General features: G+C 69.6%; 20 protein-coding genes and 1 tRNA gene. 12 read left to right on the forward strand and 9 right to left on the reverse strand.

The genetic code is table 11. From position 1 onward, the window contains the following. The 4 genes from ACYVIP_RS44300 to ACYVIP_RS44315 form a co-directional block, all read left to right on the forward strand. On the forward strand, positions 1-478 hold a 478-nt coding region (locus ACYVIP_RS44300; RefSeq protein ID WP_460407215.1), incomplete at its 5' end, for an FAD-dependent oxidoreductase. A gap of 46 nt (positions 479-524) precedes the next feature. Next, a complete protein-coding gene (locus ACYVIP_RS44305; RefSeq protein ID WP_460407216.1) occupies positions 525-1,907 on the forward strand; it encodes an FAD-binding oxidoreductase in 1,383 nt (460 codons plus the stop codon). A 14-nt stretch (positions 1,908-1,921) separates the two neighbouring features. Further along, on the forward strand, positions 1,922-3,475 hold the full coding sequence (locus ACYVIP_RS44310; protein ID WP_460407217.1) for an acetolactate synthase large subunit: 1,554 nt from the start codon (positions 1,922-1,924) through the stop codon (positions 3,473-3,475). Beyond that, positions 3,472-4,350, forward strand: coding sequence for an oxygenase MpaB family protein (locus ACYVIP_RS44315; RefSeq protein WP_460407219.1), 879 nt, complete (start codon positions 3,472-3,474; stop codon positions 4,348-4,350). The genes ACYVIP_RS44310 and ACYVIP_RS44315 overlap by 4 nt, the downstream gene beginning before the upstream one ends. On the opposite strand, the gene ACYVIP_RS44320 is transcribed toward ACYVIP_RS44315, so the two are convergent. After that, complete coding sequence (locus ACYVIP_RS44320) at positions 4,347-4,727, reverse strand: histone-like nucleoid-structuring protein Lsr2 (protein WP_460407221.1); 381 nt, start codon at positions 4,725-4,727, stop codon at positions 4,347-4,349. The genes ACYVIP_RS44315 and ACYVIP_RS44320 overlap by 4 nt on opposite strands. A gap of 110 nt (positions 4,728-4,837) precedes the next feature. After that, positions 4,838-6,127, reverse strand: coding sequence for a hypothetical protein (locus ACYVIP_RS44325; RefSeq protein ID WP_460407223.1), 1,290 nt, complete (start codon positions 6,125-6,127; stop codon positions 4,838-4,840). 194 nt (positions 6,128-6,321) lie between these two features. On the opposite strand from ACYVIP_RS44325, the gene ACYVIP_RS44330 reads away from it, so the two are divergent. Next, entirely contained in the window at positions 6,322-6,813 is a 492-nt protein-coding gene (locus tag ACYVIP_RS44330) for a DUF3145 domain-containing protein (RefSeq protein ID WP_460407224.1), read from the forward strand. A gap of 77 nt (positions 6,814-6,890) precedes the next feature. Continuing rightward, positions 6,891-7,454, forward strand: coding sequence for a hypothetical protein (locus ACYVIP_RS44335; RefSeq protein ID WP_460407226.1), 564 nt, complete (start codon positions 6,891-6,893; stop codon positions 7,452-7,454). A gap of 110 nt (positions 7,455-7,564) precedes the next feature. Here the strand turns inward: ACYVIP_RS44335 and ACYVIP_RS44340 are convergent, their stop codons facing one another. The 6 genes from ACYVIP_RS44340 to aceE all read right to left on the reverse strand — a co-directional run bounded on the left by ACYVIP_RS44340 (position 7,565) and on the right by aceE (position 15,709). Beyond that, positions 7,565-8,812, reverse strand: a complete 1,248-nt coding sequence (locus ACYVIP_RS44340) for a beta-ketoacyl-[acyl-carrier-protein] synthase family protein (RefSeq protein ID WP_460407227.1) — start codon at positions 8,810-8,812, stop codon at positions 7,565-7,567. Positions 8,813-8,857: 45 nt separating this feature from the next. Then, entirely contained in the window at positions 8,858-9,109 is a 252-nt protein-coding gene (locus ACYVIP_RS44345; protein WP_460407229.1) for an acyl carrier protein, read from the reverse strand. A 63-nt stretch (positions 9,110-9,172) separates the two neighbouring features. Beyond that, positions 9,173-10,147, reverse strand: coding sequence for a beta-ketoacyl-ACP synthase III (locus tag ACYVIP_RS44350; protein ID WP_460407231.1), 975 nt, complete (start codon positions 10,145-10,147; stop codon positions 9,173-9,175). Then, positions 10,144-11,091, reverse strand: coding sequence for an ACP S-malonyltransferase (locus tag ACYVIP_RS44355; RefSeq protein WP_460407233.1), 948 nt, complete (start codon positions 11,089-11,091; stop codon positions 10,144-10,146). Before ACYVIP_RS44355 ends, ACYVIP_RS44350 begins: the two co-directional genes overlap by 4 nt. A 119-nt stretch (positions 11,092-11,210) precedes the next feature. Further along, positions 11,211-12,380, reverse strand: a complete 1,170-nt coding sequence (locus ACYVIP_RS44360; protein ID WP_460407234.1) for a PucR family transcriptional regulator — start codon at positions 12,378-12,380, stop codon at positions 11,211-11,213. 557 nt (positions 12,381-12,937) lie between these two features. Beyond that, positions 12,938-15,709, reverse strand: coding sequence for a pyruvate dehydrogenase (acetyl-transferring), homodimeric type (aceE, locus tag ACYVIP_RS44365; protein WP_460407236.1), 2,772 nt, complete (start codon positions 15,707-15,709; stop codon positions 12,938-12,940). 259 nt (positions 15,710-15,968) lie between these two features. Between aceE and ACYVIP_RS44370 the strand changes: the two genes are divergently transcribed. The 4 genes from ACYVIP_RS44370 to ACYVIP_RS44385 all read left to right on the forward strand — a co-directional run bounded on the left by ACYVIP_RS44370 (position 15,969) and on the right by ACYVIP_RS44385 (position 17,507). Then, the gene (locus tag ACYVIP_RS44370) at positions 15,969-16,400 is read left to right on the forward strand and encodes a DUF3052 domain-containing protein (protein ID WP_460407238.1); all 432 of its coding nucleotides are present in this window, start codon (positions 15,969-15,971) and stop codon (positions 16,398-16,400) included. A 68-nt stretch (positions 16,401-16,468) separates the two neighbouring features. Then, the gene (locus ACYVIP_RS44375; RefSeq protein WP_460407240.1) at positions 16,469-16,933 is read left to right on the forward strand and encodes a peroxiredoxin; all 465 of its coding nucleotides are present in this window, start codon (positions 16,469-16,471) and stop codon (positions 16,931-16,933) included. A gap of 38 nt (positions 16,934-16,971) precedes the next feature. After that, positions 16,972-17,043 (forward strand) — tRNA-Val (locus ACYVIP_RS44380). 29 nt (positions 17,044-17,072) lie between these two features. After that, positions 17,073-17,507, forward strand: a complete 435-nt coding sequence (locus tag ACYVIP_RS44385) for an SAM-dependent methyltransferase (protein ID WP_460407241.1) — start codon at positions 17,073-17,075, stop codon at positions 17,505-17,507. A gap of 190 nt (positions 17,508-17,697) precedes the next feature. Here the strand turns inward: ACYVIP_RS44385 and ACYVIP_RS44390 are convergent, their stop codons facing one another. After that, complete coding sequence (locus tag ACYVIP_RS44390) at positions 17,698-17,862, reverse strand: hypothetical protein (protein WP_460407243.1); 165 nt, start codon at positions 17,860-17,862, stop codon at positions 17,698-17,700. Positions 17,863-18,019: 157 nt separating this feature from the next. On the opposite strand from ACYVIP_RS44390, the gene ACYVIP_RS44395 reads away from it, so the two are divergent. Both ACYVIP_RS44395 and ACYVIP_RS44400 read left to right on the forward strand, forming a co-directional pair. Further along, positions 18,020-18,889 carry a helix-turn-helix domain-containing protein gene (locus ACYVIP_RS44395; protein ID WP_460407244.1) on the forward strand — a complete coding sequence of 290 codons (870 nt, stop codon included), beginning with the start codon at positions 18,020-18,022 and terminating at the stop codon, positions 18,887-18,889. Continuing rightward, complete coding sequence (locus ACYVIP_RS44400) at positions 18,889-19,116, forward strand: DUF397 domain-containing protein (protein ID WP_460407246.1); 228 nt, start codon at positions 18,889-18,891, stop codon at positions 19,114-19,116. Before ACYVIP_RS44395 ends, ACYVIP_RS44400 begins: the two co-directional genes overlap by 1 nt. Positions 19,117-19,469: the final 353 nt, after the last annotated feature.

Below are 19,469 nucleotides of genomic sequence, written 5' to 3' on the forward strand. Positions count from 1 at the left end.
GGCCGACACCCTCTCCGCGCTGGCCGGCATGCCGCCGGTCGGGCTCACGCCGCTGCGCCGCGCCGCCGGGGTGGCCGCCGGCCCGGTGCCGGCCGACCCGGACCGGCTGCTGGTCGCCGACGCAGCGGACCGGTTCTACTTCCGCCCGGAGGGCAGCCGGGTCCTGGTCTCCCCGGCCGACGAGACGCCGAGCGAGCCCGGCGACGCCAAGCCGGACGAGCTCGACGTCGCGCTGGCCGTCGACCGGGTCAACGCGGTGACCACGCTGGGTCTGCGCTCGGTGCACACCGCGTGGGCCGGGTTGCGGTCCTTCGTCGCCGACCGGGAACCGGTGGTCGGCGCGTGGCCGGCACACCCCGGGTTCGTGTTCTTCGCCGGCCAGGGCGGCTACGGGATCCAGCTGGCGCCCGCGCTGGCCGTGCTCGGCGCCGAGGTGGTGCTCGGTGCCGCCCCGCCGCCGGCCGTGTCGCCGAGGTGATCGGAACACTATTGTTGGGCGCGTCTTCACGTTGCGGAGGAAGCCAATGGCGGACGGTACGAGCACCGGTACGAGACTCAGTGAGATCGTCGGCGCGGCCAACGTGCTGTCCGGCGAGGCGATCAGCGAGGACTACACCCACGACGAGACCCTGACCGCGACGCCGACCCGGCCCGCGTTCGTGGTGCGCCCGGCCGACACCGAGCAGGTCGCGGCCGTGCTGGCGCTGGCGGCCGAGACCGGCACCCCGGTCACCGCGCGCGGCAGCGGCACCGGCCTGAGCGGCTCGGCCAACCCCAGCGCGGACGGCATCCTGGTCTCCTTCGAGCGGATGAACGCGATCCTGGAGATCGACACCGACAACCACGTCGCGGTCGTCCAGCCAGGCGTGACCCTCACCGAGCTGGAGGAGCGCACCAGCGAGGTCGGCCTGGTCTACCCGGTGTACCCGGGCGAGCTGTCGGCCAGCCTCGGCGGCAACGTCGGCACCAACGCCGGCGGCATGCGCGCGGTCAAGTACGGCGTCACCCGCCACCACGTGCTCGGCTTACAGGCCGTGCTGGCCACCGGTGAGGTCATCCGCACCGGCGGCAAGTACGTCAAGGCCAGCACCGGCTACGACCTCACCCAGCTGATCGTCGGCTCCGAGGGCACGCTCGCGCTGGTCACCGAGGCCGTGCTGAAACTGCAGCCCCGGATGACCAGCCAGGCCACCGTGCTCGCGCCCTTCCCCGACCTGGCGACGGTGATGCGCGCGGTGCCCAGGGTCGTCGGCAGCGGCGTCGGCCCGCTGATCCTGGAGTACATCGACGCGCTGACCATGGGCGCCATCACCCACACCGCCGAGCTGAAGCTCGGCGTCCCCGACGAGGTGCGCGACGTCGCGCAGGCCTATCTCGTGGTGATGCTGGAGGAGAACGCCAAGGAGCGCCTCGACCAGGACGTGGAGGCGGTGGCCACGCTGCTGGGCGACCTGGGCGCGCTGGAGACCTACGTGCTGCCAGGACCGGCCGCGCGCAAGCTGATCGAGGCCAGGGAGCGGGCGTTCTTCACCGCGAAGGGCGCCGGCGCGGACGACATCATCGACACCGTGCTGCCGCGCTCGGCGCTGCCGGACTACTTCGCGAAGGTGCTGGAGATCGCGCAGGGCAACCAGACGCTGGTGGTCGGCTGCGGGCACGCCGGCGATGGCAACGTGCACCTCGCGGTGTTCCAGAAGGACCCCGAGGTGCGGCACCGGGTGCTGCACGAGCTGCTGGCCAGCGGTATGCGCCTCGGCGGTGCGATCTCCGGCGAGCACGGCGTCGGACATGAGAAGAAACGGCACTTCCTCGAGCTGGAGGACCCGAACAAGGTCGCGCTGATGCGCCGGATCAAGCAGGCGTTCGACCCGAGCGGGATCCTCAACCCCGGTGTGCTCCTCGACTGAAGAAAGCGGTGACGATGAACGGCGCCCACGCTCTGCTGCGCACTCTGGTCGACGGCGGGGTTGACGTCTGCTTCGCCAATCCCGGCACGTCCGAGATGCATTTCGTGGCCGCGCTGGACGCGGTGCCCGAGATGCGTGGGGTGCTGAGCCTGTTCGAGGGGGTGGTGACCGGCGCGGCCGACGGCTACGGCCGGATGGCCGACCGCCCGGCGGCGACCCTGCTGCACCTCGGCCCCGGCATGGCCAACGGGCTGGCGAACCTGCACAACGCGCGCCGCGCGCACACCCCGATGGTCAACGTCATCGGTGACCACGCGCGGTACCACAAGGGCTTCGACGCCCCGCTGGAGTCCGACATCGACGCGCTGACCGGCTGGCTGGACGGCTGGTCGCGCACGGTGAAGTCGGCCGACGAGGTCGGCGCGGACGCGGTCGCCGCCATCACCGCCGCGCTGACCGCGCCCGGCCAGGCGGCGAACCTGGTGCTGCCGGCGGACGTGTCGTGGGCCGACGGCGGTCAGCCGGCCGCGCTGGACACGCCGCCGCCCCCGGTGCCGGTGCACAGCGAGCGGGTGGCCGAGATCGCCGCGGTCGTGCGCGGCGACGAGCCGGTGGTGCTGCTGCTCGGCCACGGCACCACCCGTGAGCGCGGGCTGGTCGCCGCGAGCCGGATCGCGGCGGCGACCGGGGTGAAGGTGTTCGCGGAGACGTTCCCGGCGCGGATGGAACGCGGTGCCGGCCTGCCGAACGTGGAGCGCCTCGGCTACCTGGCCGAGCAGGTGCAGTGGCAGCTGACCGACGTCAAGCACCTGGTCCTGGTCGGGTCGAAGGCGCCGGTCTCGTTCTTCGCCTACCCGGGCAAGGCCAGCGAGCTGGTGCCCGACGGCTGCCAGGTGCACGTGCTGTCGGTGCTCGGCGAGGACGGCACCGGGGCGCTGGAGCACCTGGCCGACGAGGTGGCCGCCGGGGTGGCGCCGGTGCTGCAGGAGGCCAGCCGGCCCGCGTTGCCGAGCGGTCCGCTGACCCCGCAGAACTGGACCGAGGTGATCGGCGCGCTGCTGCCGGAGGGTGCGATCGTGTCCGACGAGGCGAACACCTCCGGCCTGATGATCCCGATGACCACCGCGGGCGCCCCCCGCCACGACGTGCTCACCATCACCGGGGGCGCGATCGGGCAGGGCCTGCCGGTGGCGGTCGGGGCGGCGGTGGCCGAGCCGGACCGTCCGGTGGTGGTGCTGCAGTCCGACGGCAGCGCGATGTACACGGTGTCCGCGCTGTGGACGATGGCCAGGGAGAACCTGGACGTGACCACGGTGGTGCTGAACAACCGGGCCTACGCGATCCTGCGGATGGAGCTGTCCAGGGTCGGTGCCGAGGCGACCGGTCCGCGCGCGGCTCAGCTGCTCGACCTGGCCAACCCGGACCTGGACTTCGTGGCGCTGTCGACGGGCATGGGCGTGCCGGCCACGCGGGCACACACCGCCGAGGAGCTGGCCGAGCAGTTCGCCAAGGCCCTCGCCGAGCCCGGCCCGCACCTGATCGAGGCGATGGTGCCGCCATTGCTGTGACCGTTGGCGCGGGGCCGGACGCCGGTCTGTTCGGCCCCGACTCGGTGAGTTGGCAGCTACACGCGCAGCCGGCGATGTGGCTGGCCGGCGTGCGCAGTCTGTACCTGCAGGCGCTGCACCCCAGGACGGTCGCCGGGGTGGTGCAGAACAGCGACTTCCGCCGGGACCCGCTCGGCCGGCTGATCCGTACGGCGAACTTCGTCGGCGCCACCACCTACTGCGCCACCGAGGAGGTCCACCGGCACGCGGCGCGGGTGCGGCAGGTTCACCGGGAGCTGCGGGCGGTGGACCAGGACACCGGCGAGCGGTTCCGGGTGGACGACCCGGAGCTGCTGCTGTGGGTGCACTGCGCGGAGGTGTCGTCGTTCCTCACGGTGGTGCGCCGGGCGGGGTTCCCGCTGACCGCCGCGCACGCCGACCGCTACCTCGACGAGCAGCGCCGCGCCGCCGAACTGGTCGGCCTCGACCGGGACGAGGTCCCCGGCGACGTGGCCGCGATGCGCGCCTACCTGGCCGCCCGGCTGCCGTCGCTGCGGCACACCGACGACGCCGAGGTCATCTACGACTTCCTGCACCGTCCGCCGGTCACCGGCAGGCTGGCTCTTGGCCTGCGGCTGTACGAGCCGCTGGTCGGCCACCTCGCGTACTCCCTGCTGCCTGGCTGGGCGACGCGGATGTACGGCAGGCGGCCCTATCCGGTGCCGGTCGCCACGACGATGCTGCGCACCCTGTCGGGTGCGTTGCGGGGTGCGCAGTGGACGGCGCGGACGCTGGTCCACGAGCCGAGACTCGGCCCGTTGCAGCCACACCCGGTGCTGGCGGTGAACCGCCTCGGCACCTGGGCGCGGCCCTCGGCGAGCCGGCTGCCTGGCTAGGCGTGCGCCTCCTGGAACTTGATCAGCAGTGCCTGGGGCACCCGGCCGCGCTCGGCGACCGTCTCGCCCTGGCTGCGGGCCCACTCGCGCACGGCCTGGGTGTCCGGCTTGCCGTTGGTGGCCGGCGCCGGTGCGACGGCCACGGCCACGGCTGCTGCTGCGGGGGCGGGCGCGGCGGCCTTGGCCCTGGCCGTCCGGCGGCCGCCGGTGCGGCGGCTGTTGCCGACGAACTCGGCGAGCACGTCGCGTAGCCGGGCGGCGTTGTCGGCGGAGAGATCGATCACGAACTCCACTCCGTCGATGGCGAAGGCCACGGTCTCGTCGGCCGGCCCGCCGTCGAGGTCGTCGACCAGTTCGAGGACGGTCTTCTGCGCCACTGGATCCTCCGGGTGGATGCTGAATCGCGAGACAAGCGCGTTGAGAATAACGGCCGGTAAGTCGGCTTACCGGCAGGACTCCCGGTGTGGCGAGGTGTGGGTGGTACTCGTCACTGGTCGGGAGCGGGAATGTCGAGGGCAAGCGTAGCCAGCCGGCTGAGGTCCGCGTCGTCCGGTGTGGACGCCGCACCGATCCAGACGGCCTGTACCAGGGTGAGGGTGTCGCCCTCCAGGCCGCTGGCGTAGGCGGCCGACTCGAAGAACGGTTTGCTGCCACCCGGCCATGGCTCGCCCTCGGTCGACGGGTCGGTGATCGCGCCGGCACCCGGCTGGTCGGCGACCGCGCGCAGGTCAGCGGCCAGCGCGTCCTCCGGGAAGTGCAGCACGGCGACCAGGACCGCCGCCTTCTTGTCGTCCGATGTGGACTCGTAGCGGACCCGGACCAGCTCGCCGCAGCGATTGCGTTCCAGCCAGGCCTGCACGTCGCCGTAGGCGTGCGCGGCGCAGTCGGTGTCGGCGACCGAGCCCTTGGGGACGAAGGCCTGCCCGTCGACCTCGACATCGCTCGCGGCGGCCGTGGTGGTGGTCGAGTTGTTCGGTGGCTGCTCGTCGTCGCCGGCCGACCCGACCGCGTAGACGATCCCGGTGAGCAGCAGCAACGCGACCAGCACCGCCGCGCTGACCGGCAGCCAGCGCAACTGCCCGCCCCGCGCGGCGGCCGGCTTCGCCTGCGCGGCCCTGGCCGGCAGCTTCGGGATGATCGTGGTGGAGGCGGCGCCAAGGTCGCGGGTGACGGTGTCGGCGAAGCCCTCCGCGGCCAGGTCGATCGCGTCGAGCGTGGTGTTGTTGGGCGCGAGGGTCTGCAGGATCGCGCGGGCCTGCGCGACCGTGCACGGCCGGGGGTGGGTCGCGAGCTCGCGCGCGGCGGTGAGCATGGTGCCGGGTTCGGGGTGCAGCACCCGGACGCCGCGCAGCAGGTCGGAGACCGGCTGGTGGACCTGGGAGACGTAGGGGCCGACGGCGATCACCGTGCCGACCGGCACCGGCTCGACCTTGGCCGCTTCCAGGTACTGGGTGAACGCGTCGATGGTGGTGAGCACCTCGGCGGCCGGGTTGATCACGCCGTCTGGCCGGGTGAGTGGCCAGCCGTCGGTCTTCCACTGGCCGGCCAGCGGGGCGTCCAGGCGCATGGCGGGGTCGGGCAGGTCGACCCCGGCGATCACCAGGACGCCGCGGGGGAGCAGCACCACCGCGTCCACCCGGTGCGGGGAGTCGCCTGGCTGGGGGCCGATGAGGGCGACGCCGCCGACCACGCCTTTGCCGCGTCCCCAGGAGGCCAGCGCGGCGCGGACGTCGGCACCGACCTTTGAGGACTCCTCGCCGAGTCGGACCACGCGCACGGATTACACCTCCTTGACTCCGTTCACCGTATCGGGGTGGCTACCCAGTGGTGGGCCCGGTCACGGGAACTGTGACCGGTGTGGCGCAAGTGGCGTGCGCCGTGCAGAATGAGCCCAACAAACAGGAGTGCGTGTTTGCCGCCGTGACGAGGCGTAGGGGAAGACGGTTCCTCGTCGAGCAGCGGAGGTCAGCAGTGAGCACTCGTGGCGTGGTGTACGTCCACTCGTCGCCGTCTGCGGTATGTCCGCACGTCGAGTGGGCTATTTCGGGCACCCTTGGAGTCCGAGCGAGCCTGCAGTGGACCGCGCAGCCGGCGTCGCAGGGCCAGTTGCGGTCGGAATGCTCCTGGACTGGTGAGCCGGGGACCGGCGGGAAGCTGGTGGCCGCGCTGAAGGCGTGGCCGATGACCCGCTTCGAGGTCACCGAGGAGCCGAGCGAGGGCGTTGACGGCGAGCGGTTCTGCTTCGTGCCGACGCTTGGCCTGTGGCGGGCGCGGACGTCGGCCAACGGCGACATCGTGGTCGGCGAGGACCAGTTGCGGGCGATGGCGACGGCGAGCCGGGCCGGTGAGGCGTTCGCCCACAAGATCGACGAGCTGTTGGGGGCGTCCTGGGACGCGGCCTTGGAGCCCTACCGGCGGGCCGGTGACGGGGCCCCAGTGACCTGGTTGCACCGCGTGGGCTAGGTGGTCTGTGGCACCCTTCACGTGTGTCACCTGATCGTGGTCGCCAGCTGTGGCTGGTACCGGTTCTCCTCGTCACGGTGATCGCAACCGCGATCGGTGGTCTGCTCGCGCGCCAGTGGTACGAGGACCCCGGGCCAGGGGCGCCGGACGCGGTGCTCCCGTCGGAGTCGTCGGTGCCGATCGAGGAGCAGCCCGGTTCGCGGCTCGTGCAGGGGACCTCGGACGCGATCGCGCACCCGCTGTACGAGACCCTGCGCGAGGTGCTGCAGGCGCACTTCGACGCGATCAACACCCGCGACTACGAGAGCTGGGCGGGGACTGTCGCCGAGCATCGGGTCACCAGTCAGCCGAAGGACACCTGGCTGGAGAACTACCGCTCCACTCAGGACGGCAACATCGTGGTGTACCGGATCGAACTGGCCGTAGCCGAGGACGAAACCGAAGCCGAGGGCGAGGACACGGTAGCGGCACGAGTGCTGATGAACTTCACCAGCGTCCAGGACCTGGCGGACGCGCCGCCGGAACTGCGGGAGGAATGCATCCACTGGAACGTGGTCCTCCCCATGGTGCGCGAGGACGACACCTGGAAGATCGACAGCGGCATCGCGGCGTCCAGCCCACAACACGAGGCCTGCGCCTAGCCGAGTTGTCCACAGCCCACGCCGTCAGCGCCCTGTTTCGTCGGTGCCCACCGGTAAACTGGTGATCGGGGGCCGGAGGCCGCCCCGGCGCAGCCGCCGGGGCGAACCCGTCAGGCCGCGGTGAACGCGAGCGCCACGTTGTGCCCGCCGAAACCGAAGGAGTCGTTGACCGCCGCGGTGAGCAGCAGCTTGCGCGGCTCACCGGCCACGATGTCCAGGTTGACCCGAGGATCCTGGTTGTCCAGGTTCCGCGTCGCCGGGATGATCCCGTGGTAGATCGACAGCAGCGTCGAGATGCTCTCCACCGCCCCCGCCCCGCCGACCAGGTGGCCGAGCGAGCTCTTCGGCGCGGTCAGCACCACGTGGTCCCCGAGCGCCTTCTCGATCGCCACCGCCTCGCCGAGGTCACCGACCACGGTCGACGTGGCGTGCGCGTTGACGTGCCCGATGTCCACTTGCGACAGTCCGGCGGCCCGGATCGCCTGGGTGATCGCGTTGATCTGGCCGATGCCCTCCGGGTGGTTGCCCGTGATGTGGTACGCGTCGGAGGTGATGCCGGCGCCGGCCAACCGCCCGTAGATGCGCGCGCCGCGCGCCCGGGCGTAGTCCTCGCGCTCCAGCACGAGCACCCCGGCGCCCTCGCCGAGCACGAACCCGTCGCGGTCGACGTCGAACGGCCGCGACGCGCGGTCGGGCGCGTCGTTGCGCATGCTGAGCGTGCGCGACTGGGCGAAGCCGGCCACGGTGATCTGGTGGATGCACGCCTCGGCACCACCGGCGACCACGACATCCGCCCGGCCGGACTTGATCATCTGCCAGCCGGTGGCCAGGCCTTCGGCCCCGGACGCGCAGGCCGACGCCGGGGAGTGCACCCCGGCCCTGGCCATCAGCTCGATGCTCACGTGCGCGGCCGGGCCGTTGGGCATGAGCATCGGCACGGTCAGCGGCGAGACCTTCCGCAGACCGTGGGCCTCCAGCAGGTCATCCTGGTCGAGCAGGGTGACCGGCCCGCCGATGCCGGTGCCGATCGCGACCCCGAGCCGGTCGGGATCGACCGACTGGCTCTCCTCGGTCGGCGCCACGAACCCGGCATCCGCCCAGGCCTCGCGCGCCGCGATGATCGCGATCTGCTCACAGCGGTCCAGCCTGCGCAGTTGTACGCGCGGCAGCACCTCGGACGGTTCGACGGCAAGCGGTGCGGCCAGCTTCGCCGGCAGGTCGAACCGCGACACCCAGTCGGCTTCGTTGAGCCGGATGCCGTTACGTCCAGCGATCAACCCGTCCCAGGTGGACGGGACGTCGCCGCCGAGTGGTGTCGTCGCACCCATACCGGTTACGACCACATCGACAGTGCTCATGTCCCTCTCCGTCCGTGGGGTCGGGTCGATCAGTTGGCGCGTTTGTCAGACATTCTTGGCGACGTAGCTCACCGCGTCGCCGACCGTCTTCAGGTTCGCGAGCTCCGCGTCCGGGATCTTGACCTCGAAGCGGTCCTCCGCCTGGACGGCGATCTCGACCATGGACAGCGAGTCGATGTCCAGATCGTCCACAAAGGACTTGTCGGCGGTGACCTCATCGGCCTCCACGCCGGCGACCTCTTCGACGATCTCGGCGAGCCCGGCGAGAATGTCCTCGTCGGTGGGCTTCTCAGCCATGTGGTTCTCTCTTTCTCGTGTGGTACTGCGTGGTGGTGGAACAGTGGGGAAATCAGGGGGAAATCAGGGGAAGCGCACGACCTGGCCGGCATAGGACAGTCCGGCGCCGAACCCGATCAGCAACGCGATGTCGCCGGAGTGCACCCGGCCGGCCGCGCGCATGTGGTCCATCGCCAACGGGATGGACGCGGAGGAGGTGTTGCCGGAGGTGATGACGTCGTCGGCGACGATCATGTCCTCCCGGGCGCCCTTCTGCCGCAGCTTCTTGGCGATCGCCTCGACGATCCGCAGGTTCGCCTGGTGTGGGATGAGTACGTCCACATCGGACGGCTGCAGGCCGGCGAGCTCCAGCGCGCGCAGCGCGATCGGCGCGATCTTGGTGGTCGCCCAGCGGAAGACCGACTGACCCTCCTGGAAGATGTACTTGCCGTCGGGCATGGTGATGGTCTCGACCAGGTCGCCGGCCGTGCCCCAGGCGACCGGTCCGATGCCGGCCTCGTCGCTCGGACCGACCACGGCCGCCCCCGCGCCGTCGGCGAAGATGATCGCGGTGGAGCGGTCGAGCGGGTCGACGATGTCGGTGAGCTTCTCCGAGCCGATCACCAGCACGCGGGTGGCCGTGCCGGCGCGGACCATGTCCGACGCGGCGGCGAGCGCGTAGCAGAACCCGGCGCACGCGGCGTTGAGGTCGAACCCGCCCGCGCCCTTCATGCCGACCAGCTCGGCGACCTGCGCGGCGGCGTTGGGTATCGGCACGGTGGTGGTGCAGTTGGCCACGATCACCGTGTCCACATCGGACGGACTGAGCCCGGACGCGGCGATGGCCTTCGCGCCGGCCTCGACGGCCATCGAGACGACGGTTTCCTTCGGTCCGGCGAACCGGCGCTCGGCGATGCCGACGCGTTCGCGGATCCACTGGTCGTTGGTGTCCATCCGGGTGGACAGCTCGTCGTTGGTGACCACCCGTTCCGGCTGGGCGCTGCCGATGCCGAGAATCCGGGTGGCGCTGGCGCCCTTGGCGAGGTGGAGCTGGGTCATGCCGACGCCTCTCCGGCGTTGAGGAGGTTGGCTACCTTGTCGAGATCGGCCGGTGTCTTCAACGCGACCGGGGTGTTGCCGGTGAGTTCGCGTTTGGCCAGGCCGGTGAGCGTACCGGCGGGCGGCAGCTCGACCGTGGCGTGTACGCCACGCTCGCTCATCGTGGCCATGCACAGGTCCCAGCGCACCGGTCGGGTGACTTGGGCGACCAGCCGTTCGAGTACGGTCCCGCCGTCGGTTACCGCGGTGCCGTCCGCGTTGGACAGTAGCGTGCGGGTCGGGTCGGCGACGGTGACCTTCTTCGCCCGTTCGCCGAGCGCGTCCTGGGCCGGCGCCATGAACCGGGTGTGGAACGCGCCGGCGACCTTGAGCTTGATGACCTTCTTCACCCATTCGGGTTTGGCGGCGATCAGCTGGTCCACGTTGTCGATGTGCCCGGCGGCGACGATCTGGCCGGCACCGTTGCGGTTGGCCGGGGAGAGGTCGAACTCGGCGAGCCAGTCGACGACCTGCTCCGGCTCGCCGCCCATGACCGCGGCCATGCCGGTCGGCGCCAGCGAGCAGGCCTTGGCCATCTCCCGGCCGCGGACCGCGGCGAGCGCGACGGCGTCGTCGGCGCTGAGCGCGCCGGCCATGGCCGCGGCGGCGAGCTCGCCGACGGAGTGGCCGGCGACCAGGGCGTCGGCCGGCAGCTCGTGCCGGCGCTCGAGCTCCTCGAAGGCCAGCAGCGTGAGCGCGACGACCAGCGGCTGGGTGACCGAGGTGTCCTGGATGGCGGCGGCGTCGGCGACCGTGCCGAGCTCGATGAGGTCGAGCCCGGTCAGCTCGGACCAGCCGGCGACCCGTTCCCGGGTGCCGTCCAGCTCGAGCCACGGCGCGAACATGCCTGGAGTCTGGGAGCCCTGGCCTGGGGCGAGCAGTACGAGCACGGTTCTACTGAACACGGTGGAGGCCCGTGGCAGTGATGCCGCGAGCCACGAAAGTGACGGCACCAGTTTTGTAGAGATCCTACAAAGCTTTCCCGGCGGGGAACGATCCAGCACGGTTTGCGTTGTCTATTCCGCTACCACAGTCCCCGCGACCGCGACAACCTTCCGACCGCGAGTGCGATGCGGAGCACAAGCGCGTCCCGAGGTGACGTGGCGTTGTGCCCGGTGAGCTCGGCGGCCTTGCGCAGCCGGTACCGAACGGTGTTCGGATGCACGAACAACAGCCGAGCACACGTCTCGAGCACCCCCCCGGCCTCGAGAAAGGTCTCGACGGTCTCCAGCAGGGCACCCCCCGCGTCCTCCAGCGGCTTGGCGATCTGGTCGATGAGCTGCCATTCGGCCTCCGGATCCCCAGCCAGCGCCCGCTCGGGCAGCAGATCAGTTGACCGCACCGGCCGAGGCGCCGCCGGCCAGGCGACAACCGCCCGCAACCCCGACAACGCGTCCGCCGAACTGCGATGCGCGTCCGCGATGTTGTCCACCGTCGGCCCCGCCACCACCGGCCCGTCCCCGAACGACGCGGACATCCGCACCAGCACATCACTGGGCACATCAGTCTCCCCAGCAAGCACCACGACCAGCCGCGACCCCTGCACCCCCAGCAACACCGGCCGATTCGCCCGAGCCGCCCGACTACGCACCTCATACAGGACGGTAGGCGGATCATCCGACGGTGAGTTGCCAACCAACACCGTCGCCGGCGCGTCCGGATCCCACCCCAACGCCGCCGCCCGACTCAGCAACGACTCCTCGGCGTCCCCCCGCACAATCCCATCAACAACAGAAGCCTCCAGCCGAGCATCCCAAGCCCCCCGAGTCTCCGCCGCAGAGGCATAGGACATCGCCGAGGTAAAGGCAACCTCCCGCCCATACCGCAGCACCGCCTCGACCAGCACCTGCCGCTCATCCTCGTCAGCCGCGAGATCCGGCACTTCCTGCTCGATCACATGCAACGCGACCCGCACCAACTCCACCGTCTGCCGAAGACTGATCCACCGCGACAGATCCCGAGGCGCCTGCCGAAACGCGTCGGTAGTGAGCCGAATAGCCGCCCCCTGATCCCGCAGATAAGCGGTGAACCCCGCAGCCCCCGTCTGCGCGATCAACTGCACACTGGCCCGCTGATCAGCCGGCATCCGCCCAAACCACGGAAACTGCTCATCCATAGAAGCCAACGCCGCAGAGGCCAACTTCCCCGAAGCCCTCTCCAGGGCCCCCAAAGTAACCTCCGAAACCCGAACCATGCCCCCGACCCTAAGCCCCCCAACCCCCCAACCCCCAGTCACCCAACAACCCCACCCCCCACCCACAGAACGCGCAGCAGACCACACACAAACTCACAACTCCGCAACGCCGAACCCACGCCTCACCAACATCGAACTCGCAGGTCAGAAACGTCGAACTCGCGCGTCAGGAACGTCGAACTCGCAGGTCAGAAACGTCGAACTCGCACGTCAGGAACGTCGAACTCGCGCGTCAGGAACGTTGGACCCGCGATCACAAGGAAGCCCAAAACCAGGCGCTGGTGATGCAGGAACGGTCAACGCCGGGTCTGGAGAAGCTCGCACCGTGGGGTCTGGGGCTCGGCCCCAGGATTGATGAAGGCAAGGGGAAGGCGCACCAGCGCCGAACACTGGGTAGGCAGGGACCGCCCGGCGTGGCGGTGCGCACGCCGCCGGGCGGTCCCTCTCCCCGGTCCCCACCGGTAGTTCCACTATGGACGGTTCGGGGAGAGGCCGCCAGTTCTGTCCCCCTATCGTGCTACCTGTTCATCACCGCAGGTCAGATGGGCTACGGAGAGTCAGGCGACACCGGAGTCGGACGTCTGTGGCCCAGCCGCCGACACATCGTCGATCCGGTATTTGCGGGCCGCCTCCACCACGACGGACTTCTCCACCTCACCGCGCTTGGCCAGCGCCGCCAGCACCCCGACGGTGATCGACTCCGCGTCGACGAGGAAGTGCCGCCGGGCCGCCGGCCGGGTGTCGGAGAAGCCGAACCCATCGGTGCCCAGCGTGAGCATGTCGGTCGGCACCCACGGCCGGATCAGGTCCGGCACGGCCCGCATCCAGTCGGTCGCGGCGACCACCGGCCCGGCGCCCTCCGACAACACCCTGGTCACGTACGGGCGCCTCGGCTCGGCCTCCGGGTGCAGGAAGTTGTGCCGGTCGATCTCCACCGCGTCCCGGCGCAGCTCGGCCCACGACGTGGCCGACCAGACCTCGGCCCGCACGTTCCACTCCTTGGCCAGCAGGTCCCGTGCCCGCAGTGCCCACGGCATGGCCACCCCGGAGGTCAGGATCCGTGCCCTCGGCCCGGTCCCCTCCGGCGCGTCCTGGTAGCGGTAGAGCCCACGCAGCAGGCCCTCGACGTCCAGGTCGGCCGGTTCTGGCGCCTGCACGTACGGGTCGTTGTAGACGGTCAGGTAGTAGTAGATGTCCTCGGCCTGCTCGCCGTACATCCGCCGCAGGCCGTCGCGCACGATGTGGGCGATCTCGTAGGACCACGCCGGGTCGTAGGCCAGCACCGCCGGGTTGGTCGCGGCCAGCAGCAGCGAGTGGCCGTCGTTGTGCTGCAGGCCCTCACCGGTCAGCGTGGTGCGCCCGGCGGTGGCGCCGAGGATGAAGCCGCGGGCCATCTGGTCGGCTGCGGCCCACAGGCCGTCGCCGGTGCGCTGGAAGCCGAACATCGAGTAGAAGATGTAGATCGGGATCATCGGCTCGCCGTGGGTGGCGTAGGAGGTGCCGGCGGCGGTGAACGACGCCGTCGACCCCGCCTCGTTGATCCCCTCGTGCAGGATCTGGCCCTGCTCGCTCTCCTTGTAGCTGAGCATCAGCGAGGCGTCCACCGACGTGTACAGCTGCCCGTGCGGGTTGTAGATCTTCTGCGTCGGGAACATCGAGTCCATGCCGAACGTGCGCGCCTCGTCCGGGATGATCGGGACCAGCCGGGGGCCGATCTCCGGGTCCTTGGCCAGGTCGCGGACCAGCCGGACGAACGCCATCGTGGTGGCGACCTCCTGCTTGCCGGAGCCGCGCCGGACCACGTCGTAGACCTTGTCGCCGGGCAGCACCAGCGCCTTGGCCTTGCCCCGCCGCTCGGGCAGGAAGCCGCCGAGCTGGCGGCGCCGCTCCAGCAGGTACTGGATCTCCGGCGCGTCCGGGCCGGGGTGGAAGTACGGCGGCAGGTACGGGTCGGCCTCCAGCTGCGCGTCGGTGATGGGCACGCGCAGCGAGTCCCGGAACAACTTGAGGTCGTCCAGGGTCATCTTCTTCATCTGGTGGGTCGCGTTGCGGCCCTCGAAGTGCGGGCCGAGCCCGTAGCCCTTGATCGTCTTGGCGAGGATGACCGTCGGCTGGCCGTGGTGCTCGGTGGCCGCCTGGTAGGCCGCGTAGACCTTGCGGTAGTCGTGCCCGCCGCGCTTGAGGTTCCAGATCTCCTGGTCGTTCATCGGCGCGACGAGTTCCTTGGTGCGCGGGTCGCGGCCGAAGAAGTGCTCGCGGACGAAGGCGCCGTCGTTGGCCTTGTAGGTCTGGTAGTCGCCGTCGGGGGTGGTGTTCATCAGGTTGATGAGCGCGCCGTCCCGGTCGGCGTGCAGCAGGGCGTCCCACTCCCGGCCCCAGATGACCTTGATCACGTTCCAGCCCGCGCCCCGGAAGAAGGACTCCAGCTCCTGGACGATCTTGCCGTTGCCCCGGACCGGGCCGTCGAGCCGCTGCAGGTTGCAGTTGATCACGAACGTGAGGTTGTCCAGGCCCTCGTTGGCCGCGACGTGGATCAGCCCGCGCGACTCCGGCTCGTCCATCTCGCCGTCGCCGAGGAAGGCCCACACGTGCTGGTCGTTGGTCTGCTTGATGCCGCGGTCGTGCAGGTAGCGGTTGAACCGCGCCTGGTAGATCGCGTTCATCGGGCCGAGGCCCATGGAGACCGTCGGGTACTCCCAGAAGTCCGGCATCAGGCGCGGGTGGGGGTAGGAGGGCAGCCCGGCGCCCGGGCCGCCGCGGGAGAGCTCCTGGCGGAAGCCGTCGAGCTGCTCGGCCGACAGCCTGCCCTCGAGGAACGCTCGAGCGTACATCCCGGGGGAGGCGTGGCCCTGGAAGAACACCTGGTCGCCGCCGCCGGGGTGGTCCTTGCCGCGGAAGAACCAGTTGAAGCCGACCTCGTAGAGGGTCGCCGAGGACGCGTAGGTCGAGATGTGACCGCCGACGCCGACGCCGGGGCGCTGCGCGCGGTGCACGGTCATCGCCGCGTTCCAGCGGATCCAGGCGCGGTAGCGACGCTCGACCTCCTCGTCGCCGGGGAACCAGGGCTCCCGGTCGGTCGGGATCGAGTTGACGTAGTCGGTGCTGGTCAGCGACGGGACGCCGACGCGGCTCTCCCGCGCGCGCTCCAGCAGGCGCAGCATCAGGTAACGAGCCCGCTGCTGGCCGCCGGAGGAAAGCATCTCGTCGAACGACTCCAGCCACTCGGAGGTCTCGTCCGGGTCGATGTCGGGGAGGTGGGCCGCGAGCCCGTCCCGAATCACCCGTACGCGCTCGGGTGTCCTGCCGTTTCCGCTGTTCTGCGTAGCCAAGGGGTCTCCAGTGCCTGCGCTGGTGGGCCAGACTCAGCCCGGTATCAGCTCCTACTTTGCCATCGTCGTCTCGACGACCGCTCACGTCATCGTTACTGGTGGGTAGGCTGCGGTTTCGGGATCGGTTTCCGCATGGAGCCGAGCGGGAAACCCGGCGTGGGTGGTTGCGCAGGTGGGCACGCTCAGTGTTCGCTATCCCAATACCGTTTCGCGGTGGCTGGTCGTGCCGCCGCGATGGGCGTCGAGGAGGAGTGAAGCCGTGGTCGCCGCGGGAGACGCTGGCAAGGCCGGCGTCGCCGAGAGGCTCGGGATCGAGCCGGGCATGGTCGTCCAGGAGATCGGCTGGGACGAGGACGTTGACGACGGCGTACGCGCCGACATCGAGGAGCGGATCGGAGGCGATCTGCTCGACGAGGATGCCGATGACGTCGTTGACGTGGTCCTGCTGTGGTGGCGCGAGGAGGACGGCGACCTGGTCGACGCCCTGATGGACGCCATCAGTCCACTAGCCGACGAAGGGGTGATCTGGGTGCTCACCCCGAAGACGGGGCGGGACGGTCATGTCGAGCCGAGCGAGATCGCCGAGGCGGTGCCGACCGCTGGGCTGTCCCAGACGTCGAACATCGCCGTCGGACCTGACTGGTCGGCTACCCGGCTGGTGTCGCCGAAGTCGGTGAAGTCCAAGCGCTGAGAGGAGTTCATCCGCGTGGCCTAGGCTTGCCCGGCACGCGGACGACAGATCAGCAGGAGGAAACCCGCATGGCGGTCGAGGTCGGTTCGAAGGCGCCTGAGTTCACGCTCAAGGACTTCAACAGGCAGGACGTGTCGTTGGCGTCCTACCAGGGGTCGAAGAACGTGTTGCTGGTGTTCTACCCCTTCGCGTTCAGCGGCATCTGCAAGGGCGAGCTGTGCCAGCTGCGCGATGAGCTGGCGACGTACTCGTCCGCCGATGTGCAGGTGCTCGGTGTGTCGGTGGACACACCGTTCAGCCTGAAGGTGTGGGCGGAGGAGCAGGGCTACCAGTTCCCGCTGCTCTCGGACTTCTGGCCGCACGGCGCGGTGGCCACCGAGTACGGCGTGTTCAACGAGGGTGGGGGAATGGCCAACCGCGGCACGTTCCTGATCGACAAGACGGGCGTCGTGCGCTTCGTCGAGATCAACCAGCCGGGTGAGGCGCGGGACCAGGACGCGTGGAAGAAGGCGGTAGCCGACCTGTCGGCATGATCTCGCCGGCGTCCCCGGATCTCCGGGACGCCGGACGAGGGCACATAGCTCAGCGGAAGAGCACTCGGTTTACACCCGAGCGGTCGCAGGTTCGATCCCTGCTGTGCCCACCCATTCGTGGACTCGTGGGAACCGCATCATGACAACGCTCTCGCCGCGCCTCGCCGCGATGGTCGACGCCCTGCCCCTCAGGGCGGGAATTCGTGTGCTGGAGATCGGCGGGGCGCCGGGTGCCGCCGCGAAGGCGGTATGCGAGCGGATCGCTCCCGGCGGACACATTCTGGTGATCGATCGCTCCGCCACGGGCATCGCGCGCACCGAGCGCAACGCGTCGGCGGAGATCGCGGGCGGTCTGCTGAGCGTTCGCCAGGTGGCTGTCGAGGACTTCACGCTGCTGCCTGGCGAGGCACCGTTCGACCTCGCGTTCGCCATCCGCGTCGGCGCGTTCGACGGCCGTCATCCGCGAGCGGGCATCCGCGCCAGAGAACGCCTGCGGCAGGCGTTGGCACCGGACGGCCTGTTCGTCATCGATGGTGGTACGCCGTTGCGCGGCATCGATCTGGCTTCGGGATAGCAGCGGGTCGTCGTAGGTCATCGTCCAGGTCGCCGATGCCCTCGCCCGGCCGCTCAACGAGTTGGTATGGCAGGTCCTGTTCCTCGCTCCACTGGACGACATAGGGCGTGTACGGCGCGAATGCGGCCGTTGTTGAGGCGCGTTTCGTGGTTCGCCGCTGCCGCCTCGCCAAGCCGTAGCACGCCACTCATCATCGGCTCTCGTTCGCGGTCCGCGCAATGAAGATCAGCTCGATGCTGTGCTTCTCACCGCCGATGATGACGTTGGCCAGGTCGCTGCTTTCGACGTTGCAGCGCAGCGGGCAGCCGCCGTCGACGCTGGCCCAGGTGCCGGTCGACAGGTTGTTCGTGGTCATGTGATGCCAATCTGTGGTTGGAGTCGGCGAGACAGGAGGTTGAGCCTCCTGACGTGCTGTTCCTTCGTCGCTACCCCGATGGGGTGAATGCTGATCGCTTCCCTTGGCAGGCTTCGGATTGGCACACTTCGGCGGGCCGGATGCCAAGGAGATGTGGATGGTCAACGCGCGTCCGACGGTGGAGCGTCGCCAATTGGGGCTGACGCTGAAACGGTGCCGCGAACAGGCCGGCCGGTCGCAGCTGGACGCTGGCAGGCATCTCGGTCACGACGACTCGAAGATCAGCAAGATGGAGGACGGCTTTGCCACGCTGTCGACGGACAAGCTCGAACGTCTGATCGACTTCTATCAGGTGACTGGTGACGAACGCGAAACGATCTTGGCGCTGGGTGCGGAAGCTCGGAAGCGAGCCCCACGGCAGGCATACACCGACGTCTTGCCGGGTTCTTTCCAACGCTTCGCGGACCTGGAGGCCGACGCCAGCCGGATCTACAGCTACGAGTCGGGAGTCGTGCCGGGGTTGTTGCAGAGTCCGAGCTACATCAACGCGATCTTTGACGCGGCGGAGAGTGTCTGGTGGGGACTGTCCGCCGCGGTTCGTCAGCAGCGCACGTCGTTTCGATTCCAGCGGCAACAGAACACGTGGCAGAGCCACAAATCCAATCAGCTGCACTTCGTGATTGGTGAAGCGGCCGTCACGGAGGTCGCCGGCAGTTCGTCCGTTATGCGTGAGCAGTTGGAGCACCTACTGACCATCATGGATACGCGAGGTGACGCCACGATCCAGTTGCTGCCGTTCTCGGTGCCGAACAATCCTGCCCGTGGGGGCGGGTTGACCGTACTGGAATTTGGCCTGGCGGTACCTCGCGTGGGCTTTGCTTCGGTGGTGCATGGCCCATCGACGTACTACGACGAGGGTGAACGCACATCCGCGATGCTCCGAACCTTTCAGCGTCTCACCGAGTTGGCGCTCGGCCCGGACGAGACGCGCAAGGCAATCGCCCGGAAGAAAGAGGAATGTAAGTGATGCCGGAAAATATCCATGCCACCGGGTGGCGCAAGAGCAGCTTCAGCTCGGCGGATAGCGACAATTGTGTTGAAGTGCGCATCGCCGGCCACAGTGTTGGGGTACGGGACTCAAAGAACGCTGACGGCTTGAACTTCTGGGTGAACACAGCCACGTGGAACAATTTTCTCGTCGCTGTCAGGGACGACGCCGCGTTAACAGCATCTGACAGGCGCTCGGACGCCTGAGGACGTGCACGCCATTGCTGCTGAAGGGCGGAGCCCGCCATGTCCACCCCTGAGCACTACGACGTGTGGACGAAGTCGTCGTACTCCAGCTGCGTCGAGGTGTTCCGCACGCATGGTGCGGGACTGGCGGGCCGGAGCTGACGGGGGACGCACGGGGTTGGTAGCGATGGTCAAGGACTTGCGGCTGAGCGCGTAAAGCTACGCAGTCGGAGGTGAAGTGCGCCCGTCCGATTTCCTCATGTCGAGAGACGTGGTCGTGCCGCGGGCCTGATTGCGGGCATCCGCCCCAACATGCTGGAGACCGAACACTCCTTATCCCTGGGGACGTTCGTGCGACGCCTCGGTGACGCTGT

The organism is Actinophytocola sediminis (assembly GCF_054779715.1).

Bases quoted from the DNA above. Each gene is read 5' to 3' on its own strand.
- ACYVIP_RS44385 (WP_460407241.1), top strand. From the start codon at position 17,073: ATGACAACGCTCTCGCCGCGCCTCGCCGCGATGGTCGACGCCCTGCCC.
- ACYVIP_RS44360 (WP_460407234.1), bottom strand. From the start codon at position 12,380: ATGGTTCGGGTTTCGGAGGTTACTTTGGGGGCCCTGGAGAGGGCTTCG.
- ACYVIP_RS44400 (WP_460407246.1), top strand. From the start codon at position 18,889: ATGCCGGAAAATATCCATGCCACCGGGTGGCGCAAGAGCAGCTTCAGC.
- ACYVIP_RS44395 (WP_460407244.1), top strand. From the start codon at position 18,020: ATGGTCAACGCGCGTCCGACGGTGGAGCGTCGCCAATTGGGGCTGACG.
- ACYVIP_RS44345 (WP_460407229.1), bottom strand. From the start codon at position 9,109: ATGGCTGAGAAGCCCACCGACGAGGACATTCTCGCCGGGCTCGCCGAG.
- ACYVIP_RS44390 (WP_460407243.1), bottom strand. From the start codon at position 17,862: ATGACCACGAACAACCTGTCGACCGGCACCTGGGCCAGCGTCGACGGC.
- ACYVIP_RS44305 (WP_460407216.1), top strand. From the start codon at position 525: ATGGCGGACGGTACGAGCACCGGTACGAGACTCAGTGAGATCGTCGGC.
- ACYVIP_RS44350 (WP_460407231.1), bottom strand. From the start codon at position 10,147: ATGACCCAGCTCCACCTCGCCAAGGGCGCCAGCGCCACCCGGATTCTC.
- ACYVIP_RS44375 (WP_460407240.1), top strand. From the start codon at position 16,469: ATGGCGGTCGAGGTCGGTTCGAAGGCGCCTGAGTTCACGCTCAAGGAC.
- ACYVIP_RS44340 (WP_460407227.1), bottom strand. From the start codon at position 8,812: ATGAGCACTGTCGATGTGGTCGTAACCGGTATGGGTGCGACGACACCA.
- ACYVIP_RS44310 (WP_460407217.1), top strand. From the start codon at position 1,922: ATGAACGGCGCCCACGCTCTGCTGCGCACTCTGGTCGACGGCGGGGTT.